This window comes from Pseudonocardia sp. ICBG1034 (genome assembly GCF_020131375.1).
Taxonomy (GTDB): Bacteria; Actinomycetota; Actinomycetes; order Mycobacteriales; family Pseudonocardiaceae; genus Pseudonocardia; species Pseudonocardia alni.
Genome location: NZ_JAHLEK010000009.1, coordinates 1 through 9723, shown reverse-complemented (window position 1 = coordinate 9723; position 9723 = coordinate 1). Strand labels below are relative to the sequence as shown.

The window sequence follows — 9723 nt, the reverse complement described above, 5'->3', positions numbered from 1 at the left end:
GCAGGCCTACGTCTGGTCCAAGCTGAACCTGTCCCAGATGGGCCGGGCCGACTACTCCGACGCGCTGACCATGACCGGTGAGAAGAGTCCGATGGGCCTGCTGTGGGGGCTCATGGCCTACTCCCCGGTGATCCAGTTCCTCGCCGGGTTCGCCGAGCTCGTCGTCGTGCTGCTGCTGGTGTTCCGGCGTACGGCGTGGATCGGCGGCCTGCTCGGGACCGTCGCGCTCGGCACCGTCTTCCTGCTGAACATGACCTACGACGTGCCGGTCAAGCAGTTCGCCCTCGCCCTGACGGTCGGGTTCGCGCTCGTCGCGGTCCCCGAGCTGCCGCGCGTGGTCCGGTTCCTGGCCGGGCGTCCGACGGCGGCGACCGAGGGGTCCCGCGGCTGCTGCCGTGGCCGCGGGTCCGCCGGGTCACCGGTGCTCGTCCCGGTGCTCGCTCGTCCCGGTGCTCGGGCTGGCCCTGGTCGCCGCGCAGGGCGTGCTGTTCCAGCAGTTCCAGCCCGCACTCCAGCGCAGTGACCTCGCGCTCGCCGGGGTGTACCGGGTGGTGGAGGACCCGACGCCCCGGCCGCGCGGCTCGCCGACGACCGGCGCTGGCAGCACGTCGCCGTCGGGCAGTGGACCTACGTCGGCCCGTCGATCCCGATCCCCGGCTACCCGCAGTCCGGGTCCGCCGGGATCTCGCTCCGGCTCGCCGACAGCACCTTCGTCCGGGGGACGTGGCGGCCCGTGGGGGACCGGACGATCCGGGTCGAGTGGAACCCGCCGCAGTCCGGGGCCGCCCCGATGTTCGAGCCCGCCGCCCGGACTGTCGAACTCACCTGGGCGGTCCGGCCCGACGGCCGGGTCGAGCTGGCCGGGGACGGGCAGCGGCTCGTGCTGGAGAGCGATCCGGAGCTGCGCTTCCTCTACGACCGCGGCTTCTCCTGGGCGGAGGGCAACGGGGCGGCCGTCAACCGCTGAGGCCCTACGCTGGCCCGATGCTTCCGCGGCTGGGACTCGCCGAATGGGTGGTGCTGGCCGTGGCCGGCGAGCGTCCGGTGCACGGTTTCGCCGTCGCCGCGCTCACCGCCGCCGACGGCGAGCTGGGCCGGGTGTGGCAGATCCCGCGCCCGGTCGTGTACCGGGCCATCGGCAGGCTGGTCGACGCCGGCCTGATCACCGCCGAGGCCGTCGAGACGAAGGGCGGTCCGCCCCGCACCCTCTACGCCGCGACCCCCACCGGCCGCGGCCACGTCGACGCCTGGCTGGGCACCCCGGTCCCGCACGTGCGGGACCTGCGCTCGGAGTTCCTGTTGAAGCTGGCGGTGCTGCACCGGCACGGCCGGGATGCGACCGCGCTGGTCGACGCCCAGCGTCGCGAGCTGGCCCCGATCGTCGCGGCGCTGCGGGCCGAGCAGGACCGGGCCGGACGGGCGGGGGACGGCGGCGCCGACGAGTTCGACCGGATGCTGGCCGCCTGGCGGCGCACCTCGGCGGAGGCGGCGCTCGCCTTCCTCGACGAGCTCTGACTTGTGCTCCCGGCACGGATAGCGGATAGTCTCGATATCCGATCAGGAGGTGGTCATGATGGACGTACGCATCGGTGACGCCGAGCGGGAGCGCGCACTGGAACGGCTCGGCAGGCACGTGGGGGACGGGCGGCTCGACCTCGCCGAGTTCTCCACCCGCAGCGAGCAGGTGACCGCGGCGCGCACGGCGTCGGAGCTCGCCGCGGTCGAGGCGGACCTGCCCCGGCTGCCGCGACCCGCCGACCCGGAGCGTGAGCGCCGGGTCCGCCGGACCGTCCTGGCTGCGACCTGGGGGCCGTGGGCACTGACCGCGGTGGTCGTCCTGACGGTCTGGGCCGCCGTCGCGCTCGGCGGGGGCGGGGGCTACTTCTGGCCGATCTGGGTGATCGGGCCGTGGGGTGCGGTGCTCACGCTCGGCACGCTCACCGGTCGCTCGGTCGCCGGTCCGTGCGGGCGGGCGAGAACCGGCGCGGAACGGGTACACCGGGTACATGCCCCGTCGTGACCTGACCTGGATCCCCCGCCTGCTGGGCGCCGCCACCGCCGCCTACGGCGCGGCCGTCGCCGCGAAGCCGGACGTGCTGCTGTCGCCGACGAAGCTGTCCGGTGGCGGCCGGACCCCGTCCGCGGGGACCACGCTGCTCGCGCGGGCGGTCGGCGGACGGGACCTCGCGTCCGGCCTGGCCATGGCGCTGGCTCCGGCCGGCCCCCCGCTCAAGGCCGCCATCGCGGTGCGGGTCGGCGCCGACATCGTCGACCTCGTGGTGCTGGGCTCGCAGCTCCCCGACCGCGACGCCCGGGAGAAGGCGACCATGGTCGCCGCCGGCTGGGGCGCGCTGTGCGCGCTCTCGCTGCTCGCCGCCGACCCGCCGCGCCGGGGGTTGCTCGGGCGCGCATGACAGCCCGCGGGCCGTCCACCATGATCGGGCGATGGCCACGAGCACCGGGGGCGACCCCCACCTGGAACGCGCCTACTCACTGAGCGGCCCGGCCGACGCCCGGGCCCTCTACGACGAGTGGGCCCCCACCTACGACGCCGACCTCACCGGCGAGGCCCAGGGCTACGTCGCGCCCGCGGTCACCGCGGACGCCGTCGTCGCGGCCGCGGGCCCCGGCGGGGAGATCCTCGACGCCGGGTGCGGCACCGGGCTGGTCGGCGTCGCGCTCCGCGAGCGCGGCGCGACCACCGTCGACGGGATCGACCTGTCGGCCGGGATGCTGGAGCGGGCCCGCGCCACCGGCGCCTACCGGGACCTGCGCGAGGCCGACCTCACCGCCGCGCTGGAGTTGCCCGACGACTCCTACGACGTCGTCGTCTGCGTCGGGACGCTCACCCACGCCCACGTCGGGCCCTCGGCGCTGGCGGAGTTCACGCGGGTCGTGCGGCCGGGCGGCTACCTGGTCGCGACCGTCCTCGACGACGTGTGGGAGTCCGGTGGCTACCGTGCCGAGGTCGACCGGCTCGCCGCCGCCGACGTGTTCGAGGCCGTCTCGATCGAGGTCGCGCCCTACCGGTCCGGGCAGCAGGTCGACTGCCGCCTCCTGGTGCTGCGGGTGCGGTAGGCGAGGATGGACCCATGAGCGACGACCGCGGCCCGGTGACCGGGCGCCGGATCCTGACCGTGCTGCTGGTGCTCTCGGCCGCCGTGCACGTCCGGCTCGCGTTCGGCGCCACGGGGCCGGTCCTGGCCGGGCTGGACGGGCTCGTCGCCGCGGCCGCCGTCGTGTCGCTGCTCCTGCTGCTGCGCCGGGCCGACGGCGCGGCGCTGCTCGCCTGTGCCGTCGCCGGCGGGCTCGGTGTCGCGCTGTTCCTCGTGCCCGGGCTCCTCGCCGTCGCGCAGGGGAGGAACTGGACCGCCTGGCTCGATGCGTGGGCGTTCGGCGGTCTGCTGCTCGACGCGATGGTCGTGCGGATCGCGGTGTTCACCCTGCGCCGGGCCGAGGGCGCGCCGCGCCGCTGATGCCGGTGGAACATCTCCGGATCGAAAGCATCGGCCTGCTCGCTGTCGGTTCCGTGATCGTGAGAATGCGCTTCTGAGCTGCGACGACGTATCCCGTCGTTATCTCCGTGTGATACGTCACCGGTCGTCCGCTTGACCTGATCTCGGCCGGTCGGCGACCTTCGTGGTCGCTCCGGTCCACACGGGCCGGGGCATGCACCGAAGTGCCGGAACCGCCACGCCACCACGGCCCCGTCCCGCGGTCCCCGGCCAGTCGACCTGCACGGACCGAGACGGGGCCGCGGGCCGCGAGTCCCCTCGCGACGACACCGGCACAGCGCTCCCCGCGCGACCGGCCCGCCCGGAAAGCCGTGGGTCCGGACCTCAGGTGATCACACAATGAGCAGCACGCGCATGTCCATCCGTGGGCGTTTCGTCGGAACTCTCGTCGCCGGTGTCCTGGCGTTCGGCGCTCCGCTCGCCCTCGCCGGGCCCGCGACGGCCGCCCCCGAGACCTCCGCCGCGGTCGCCCCCGCCGCCGTCGCGGTCCCCACGCAGTCCGTCGCGACCTCGACGTGGGACAAGCTCGCCCAGTGCGAGTCCAGCGGGAACTGGAACACCAACACCGGCAACGGCTTCTCCGGCGGCCTGCAGTTCACGCCGTCCACCTGGAAGGCCTTCGGTGGGTCGGGCAAGGCGCACAAGGCCAGCAAGTCCGAGCAGATCCGCGTCGCCGAGAACGTCCTGGACGCCCAGGGCTGGAAGGCGTGGCCGGCCTGCTCCAAGAAGCTGGGTCTGCGGTAGTCCGCGGCACGTACGGCGGCCGGTGACCCGGGCGGGTCACCGGCCGCCGTCGTGTGTCAGTAGCTGCGGGGCAGCCCGAGCACGTGCTCGGCGACGTGGTTGAGCACCATCTCCTGCGGCAGCGGTGCCAGGCGCATCAGGCGGGCCTCGGTGAAGTAGCGGCTCACGTCGTACTCGGTGGCGTAGCCGAACCCGCCGAGGGTCTGCACCGCCCGGTCCGCGGCGAAGAACGCGGCCTCGGCGGCCAGGAACTTCGCGGTGTTGGCCTGCTCGCCGCACGGCTCGCCCGCGTCGTAGCGGGCCGCGGCGTCGGCGATCACCAGCGACGCCGCCCGGAGCCGCATGTGCGCCTCGGCCAGCGGGAACGCGATGCCCTGGTTCTGGCCGATCGGCCGCCCGAACACGGTGCGCTCCTTCGCGTAGGCGACGGCGGCGGCCAGCGCGGCCCGCCCGGTGCCCAGCGCCTCGGCGGCGATCAGGATCCGTTCCGGGTTGAGCCCGTCGAGGACCAGCCGGAAGCCGCGGCCCTCCTCGCCGACCAGGTCGGCGGCGTCGACGGGCAGGTCGTCGTAGACGACCTCGCAGGACACCACCGCGTTGCGGCCCAGCTTGTCGATCGGGGTGATCGTGACCTCGGGGCGCTGCAGGTCGGCGAGCAGCAGCGACAGCCCGTCGGTCCGCTTCGTCACCTCGGCGCGCGGGGTGGTGCGCACCAGCAGCAGGACCTTGTCGCAGAACGGCGCCTTCGACGTCCACACCTTGCGCCCGCGGACCAGGTACCGGTCGCCGTCGCGGCGGGCGGTCGTGGTGATCGCGGTGGTGTCGAGTCCCGCGTCGGGCTCGGTGACGCCGAACGCGACCTGCAGCGACCCGTCGGCGACCCGGGGCAGGTAGCGCCGCCGCATCTCCTCCGAGCCGTGCCGGACGACCGGGTTCATCCCGAAGACCGACAGGTGGATCGCCGACGCCCCGTTCATCGCCGCCCCGGACGCGGCGACCTCCTCCATCACCGCGGCGGCCTCGGAGATCCCGGCGCCCCCGCCGCCGTAGGCCTCGGGGACGGCGATGCCGATCCAGCCGCCGGCGGCCATCGCGTCGTGGAACTCCTGCGGGAACCGGTGCTCGCGGTCGCAGGTGCGCCAGTACTCCGCCCCGAAGCCGGAGCAGACCGCGCGGACCCCCTCCCGGATCTCCGGATGCGTGCTCACGCCGCGCGCAGCCGGGTGGCGACGTCGAGCACCAGGGCGGGGTCGGCGTCGTAGGGGGTGTTGAGCGAGACCCGGTCGACGAGGCCGCGGTAGCGGTCCGCGATCCCGGACGCCACCCCGGCCGGGTCGCCCGCGACGGCGAACAGGGCCAGCAGGTCGTCGTCGACCAGGCCGGTCATCTCGTCCCAGGCCTGCCGGCGCGACAGTCCGTTGAGCTCGTCGGCGAGCGCGCCACGGCCGTGGTGCTCCAGCACCGGCCTGTACGGCGGGGTGGAGGCGTAGAAGGCGATCTGGCGTCGCACCCCGGCCTCGGCGACGGCCCGGGCCCCGGCGTCGGCGCCCAGGACCGCGAAGACCGGCAGGCACACGTCGAAGCCGGTGAGGTCGTCGCGGCCGCGTCCCCGGCGCAGCGCGGGCAGCGTCACCTCCGCCAGGTACGACGGCGAGGTCAGCGAGTGCGCCAGCAGGCCGTCGGTGACCCGGCCCGCGACCTCGGTCATCCGCTCGCCGACCGCGGCCAGCATCACCGGCGGGATCCCGTGCGGGTTCGGCCCCGGTGAGAAGAACTCGGTCATCAGGGTGTGGGAGTAGAACTCGCCGCGGTGATGCAGCCGGTCCCCGGTGGCCCAGGCGTCGAAGATCGCCCGCAGGGCGGAGACGAAGTCCTCCATCCGGGCCGCGGGGCGGCTCCACGGCATCCCGAACCGGCGCTCGATGTGCGGGCGGACCTGCGAGCCGAGCCCCAGGTCGAACCGGCCGCCGGAGAGCAGCTGCACGTCGTTGGCCTGGTAGGCCAGCGTCATCGGGTTGCGGGCGAAGGCGACCGCGATCGCCGACTGCAGCCGGATCCGGCTGGTCGCCCGGGCGGCCAGCGCCAACGACACGAACGCGTCGTGCGAGGTCTCGGGGACCGACAGGGCGTCGTAGCCCTCGGCCTCCGCGGCGACGGCCGCCGCCTCGGTCTCGAGCGGGGAGGCGGAGAAGCCGCCGGTGGTGTCGACGCGCACCTCAGGCGCCCCGCTGCTCGGGGACGACACGGTCGAGCCAGGACAGCAGGTCCGCGACGATCTCCTCGCGGTTGGTCTCGTTGAACACCTCGTGCCGGGCACCCGGCCAGACCTTCAGCGTGACGTCGTGCAGCCCGGCCTCGGCGTAGCGCTCGGTCAGCGGCCGCACCAGGGCCAGCCCGGCGTTGACCGGGTCCTCGTCCCCGACGACGACGTACACCGGCAGTCCGCCCGCGATCCGCTTCAGCGTGGCGACCTCGCCGAGCGGCCGGGCGGCGGCGAACATCGCCTGCGTGCCGGGCAGGTCCAGGCCGAAGCCGCAGCGGGCGTCGGCGACGTAGGCGTCGACCTGCGCGGGGTCGCGGCTGAGCCACTCGAAACCGGTGCGCTGCTCGAACGGCGCATTGAACGACGACAGGTCCAGCGGCGCGGACAGGTCCAGGCCCTGCTCCATCAGATCGAGCAATGCGGTGCCGGACAGCACGACCGCGTCCGGCGGCGTCCCGTCGGCGACGAGGGACTGCTGCACGGCGAACGAGCCCATGCTGTGACCGAGCAGCACCAGCGGGGCGCCCGGGTGCTCGGCGCGGGCGTGCGCGGACAGCAGCCCGATGTCGCCGACCAGCTGCTCCCAGCCGTCGTCGCCGAGGACGCCGAAGTTCTCGGGCCCGCCCGCGGTGGCGCCGTGACCGCGGTGGTCCTGGGCGTAGACGGCGAAGCCGCGGGCGGTCAGCGCGTCGGCGAGGGCGACGTAGCGCAGGGCGTGCTCGCCCATGCCGTGGGTGATCTGGACGATCCCGCGCACCGGGTCGCCCGCGGCGGCGGGGAGCCAGCGGTAGGCGGTGACGGCGGCGCCGTCGCGGCCGGAGAAGGTGAACGTGTCGGACATGCGTGGGCACCGCCAGTGGTGGGGGGTCGATCTCGGTCGGATCGTGCGCCACCGGGCCGAGGGGGTCAATGCCCGGGTTCGATCTCCGGTTCGATCTCGGTCAGGTCGGCGACCATCGCGGCGAGTACCCGCAGCGTCGCGTCGACGTCGGCGGGGTCGAGCTGTCCGGCGACCGCGCGCAGCCGCGCGTGCTCCCGCCCGACGACCTCGTCGATCACCGCGCGCCCGGCCGGCGTCGGCACGATCAGGGGGGACCGCCGGTGCCGCGGGTTGTCCGCCCGCTCGACGAGCCCGGCGGCCAGCGCGTCGTCGACCATCCGCTGCACGAACTGCCGGCTGAGCGACTGCGACCGCCCGATCCCGGGCACGGTCATCGGGCCGTGCCGTCGGAGCTGGTCGAGCACCGCGCGCACGCCCGCCGAGACCCGGTTGTCCGGCGCGGACTCCTCGACCTCGCGCAGCACCCGCCGGTAGAGGGGGCCCACGAGTACGTAGACCTCGGCCAGCTTCTCGGCGGTGTCGTCGATGTCGGGCACGATCCGAGTATGACACCTGGGTTGTCATGGTGCACGAATGATGACACCTTGGTTGTCATGACACTCGCCCTCGCCCAGGTCACCGTCCCGACGTTCCTGCCCGTGGAGGACGGCCGGATCGCCTACCGCGACACCGGCCCGCACCCGGACGGGCGCCCGCCGCTGGTGCTGCTGCACGGGGGCGCCGTCGACGGACGGATGTGGTCGCGTCAGATCGGTCCGCTGTCCGCCCGGCACCGGGTCGTGGTGCCGGACGCCCGCGGGCACGGCGCGTCGTCGACGCCCGGCCCGCAGGGCTACCGGCCGCACGCCGACCTCGCCGCGCTGCTGGAGCACCTCGACGCCGGGCCGGTCGCGCTCGTCGGACTGTCGATGGGGGCGCGGGTCGCGTTCGACACCGCGCTGGAACGCCCGGACCTCGTCGACCGGGTCGTGCTGTGCGGCGCCGGCGCGGGCGAGCCGGTGTGGACCGACCCGTGGACGGTCGACACCATGGCGCGCTGGGAGCAGGCGCGCCTGGACCTCGACGCCGAGCGCTGGGTCCGGGTGTTCCTGGAGTTCGTGCCCGGCCCGTTCCGCACGGAGGCCGACGTGGACCCGGCCGTCCTCGCCGAGATCCGGCTGATGGCGGTCGACCTGCTGTCCCACCACCTGCCCGCGGACCCGGCCGCGCCCCCGGGCCCGATCGGCTTCCTCGACGACGCCGCCGAGCGCGCCGGCGCGTTCCCGGTGCCGCTGCTCGGTCTCGTCGGCGCCCTCGATTCCGACGACCACCGGCGGATCGTCGCCGACGCGGTCGCCGCCGTCCCGGACGGCCGCTCCGGCGAGATCGGTGGGACCGCGCACTACCCGAACATGGAGCGTCCGCGGGAGTTCGACCGGGCGGTGCTGGACTTCGTCAGCCGGTAGGGGTGCGGGCCCACACCGCGTACAGCGGATCCCCGGGCGCGCCGCAGTCACGGGCCACCGGGGTGTCGAATGCGCCGCTGCGCCGGAAGTACTCCCCGACGATCGCGACCCGCGTCCTGTCGTCGGAGGCGAGCCACCCGCGGACCGCCTTGGTCGGGAAGCAGCGGTTCGAGAACGTGGCGGCGAACACCCCGCCCGGCACCAGTACCCGTCCCACCTCGGCGAACACCGCGACCGGGTCGGTCAGGTAGTCGACCGAGACGGTGCAGACGCAGGCGTCGAACGCGGCGTCGGCGAAGGGGAGCACCGGGTCGGCGTTGAGGTCGTGGCGGACGGCCTCGTGGGCCATCTCGTTGGCGGCGAGCTCGGCCCGGTTCATGCCCAGCACGGTCAGGTGCTCCGGGCGGTGCGGCAGGTGCGACACCCACGACGACATCAGGTCCAGCACCCGGCCGGTGGTGCCGATCTCGCCGTAGAACGCCGACGCGGCGGCGATGGCGCCCTCGTCGATGTGCTGGACGAAGCGCGGGGGCAGATAGAACTCGCGGTCGTCGGCCGGGTCGGCGCGGTCGAAGAAGCCGTCGGGGAAATCGCTCATCGTCGTGGGAGTCTGCCGTCATGACGACGTTCGTGCTGGTCCACGGCGCCTGGGGCGGCGCCCACTCCTTCCACCTGGTGCGCCCGCTGCTGCGCGCGGCCGGGCACGAGGTGGTGACGCCCGCGCTCACCGGCATCGGGGAGCGCTCGCACCTGGCCGGGCCGTGGATCGACCTGTCCGTCCACGTGCGCGACGTGGTCGCCGCCGTGCTCTACGAGGACCTGCGCGACATCGTGCTGCTCGGGTTCTCCTACGGCGGCATGGTCGTCACCGGGGCGCTCGACGAGATCGGCGACCGGGTCCGCGAGCTGGTCTAC

14 protein-coding genes and 1 pseudogene are annotated in these 9723 nt (G+C 74.5%); 10 read left to right on the top strand and 5 right to left on the bottom strand.

Annotated features, from left to right (window positions below):
- The 8 genes and pseudogenes from KPF22_RS00505 to KPF22_RS31705 form a co-directional block, all read left to right on the top strand.
- Positions 1–523, top strand: a pseudogene (locus KPF22_RS00505) (hypothetical protein); the annotation flags it as partial.
- A gap of 210 nt (positions 524–733) precedes the next feature.
- Entirely contained in the window at positions 734–967 is a 234-nt protein-coding gene (locus KPF22_RS00500) for a hypothetical protein (protein WP_224400928.1), read from the top strand.
- Positions 968–984: 17 nt separating this feature from the next.
- Entirely contained in the window at positions 985–1515 is a 531-nt protein-coding gene (locus tag KPF22_RS00495) for a PadR family transcriptional regulator (RefSeq protein WP_100878974.1), read from the top strand.
- A 55-nt stretch (positions 1516–1570) separates the two neighbouring features.
- On the top strand, positions 1571–2020 hold the full coding sequence (locus tag KPF22_RS00490; protein ID WP_224400927.1) for a DUF1707 domain-containing protein: 450 nt from the start codon (positions 1571–1573) through the stop codon (positions 2018–2020).
- Positions 2007–2414, top strand: coding sequence for a hypothetical protein (locus KPF22_RS00485; protein ID WP_224400926.1), 408 nt, complete (start codon positions 2007–2009; stop codon positions 2412–2414). The genes KPF22_RS00490 and KPF22_RS00485 overlap by 14 nt, the downstream gene beginning before the upstream one ends.
- A gap of 31 nt (positions 2415–2445) precedes the next feature.
- Positions 2446–3078: a class I SAM-dependent methyltransferase gene (locus tag KPF22_RS00480; RefSeq protein ID WP_062398605.1), complete on the top strand. Its 633-nt coding sequence runs from the start codon at positions 2446–2448 to the stop codon at positions 3076–3078.
- 14 nt (positions 3079–3092) lie between these two features.
- Positions 3093–3476 (top strand): hypothetical protein, encoded by a 384-nt coding sequence (locus KPF22_RS00475; protein ID WP_224400925.1) that lies wholly within the window; start codon positions 3093–3095, stop codon positions 3474–3476.
- Positions 3477–3854: 378 nt separating this feature from the next.
- Positions 3855–4259 carry a transglycosylase family protein gene (locus KPF22_RS31705; RefSeq protein WP_307799481.1) on the top strand — a complete coding sequence of 135 codons (405 nt, stop codon included), beginning with the start codon at positions 3855–3857 and terminating at the stop codon, positions 4257–4259.
- A 56-nt stretch (positions 4260–4315) separates the two neighbouring features.
- Here the strand turns inward: KPF22_RS31705 and KPF22_RS00465 are convergent, their stop codons facing one another.
- From KPF22_RS00465 to KPF22_RS00450, 4 genes are all read right to left on the bottom strand, one after another.
- A complete protein-coding gene (locus KPF22_RS00465) occupies positions 4316–5467 on the bottom strand; it encodes an acyl-CoA dehydrogenase family protein (protein WP_224400924.1) in 1152 nt (383 codons plus the stop codon).
- Positions 5464–6474, bottom strand: a complete 1011-nt coding sequence (locus KPF22_RS00460) for a TIGR03617 family F420-dependent LLM class oxidoreductase (protein ID WP_224400923.1) — start codon at positions 6472–6474, stop codon at positions 5464–5466. The genes KPF22_RS00465 and KPF22_RS00460 overlap by 4 nt, the downstream gene beginning before the upstream one ends.
- 1 nt (position 6475) lies before the next feature.
- Complete coding sequence (locus KPF22_RS00455; RefSeq protein WP_224400922.1) at positions 6476–7363, bottom strand: alpha/beta fold hydrolase; 888 nt, start codon at positions 7361–7363, stop codon at positions 6476–6478.
- Between the two features lie 65 nt (positions 7364–7428).
- The gene (locus KPF22_RS00450; RefSeq protein ID WP_224400921.1) at positions 7429–7899 is read right to left on the bottom strand and encodes a MarR family winged helix-turn-helix transcriptional regulator; all 471 of its coding nucleotides are present in this window, start codon (positions 7897–7899) and stop codon (positions 7429–7431) included.
- A gap of 57 nt (positions 7900–7956) precedes the next feature.
- Between KPF22_RS00450 and KPF22_RS00445 the strand changes: the two genes are divergently transcribed.
- Positions 7957–8808, top strand: coding sequence for an alpha/beta fold hydrolase (locus KPF22_RS00445; protein WP_224400920.1), 852 nt, complete (start codon positions 7957–7959; stop codon positions 8806–8808).
- Here KPF22_RS00445 and KPF22_RS00440 read toward each other — a convergent pair.
- Positions 8798–9406, bottom strand: coding sequence for a class I SAM-dependent methyltransferase (locus KPF22_RS00440; protein WP_208822870.1), 609 nt, complete (start codon positions 9404–9406; stop codon positions 8798–8800). The genes KPF22_RS00445 and KPF22_RS00440 overlap by 11 nt on opposite strands.
- 20 nt (positions 9407–9426) lie before the next feature.
- Between KPF22_RS00440 and KPF22_RS00435 the strand changes: the two genes are divergently transcribed.
- Positions 9427–9723 (top strand): alpha/beta fold hydrolase (locus KPF22_RS00435; protein ID WP_224400919.1); only part of this gene is annotated, 297 nt, incomplete at its 3' end.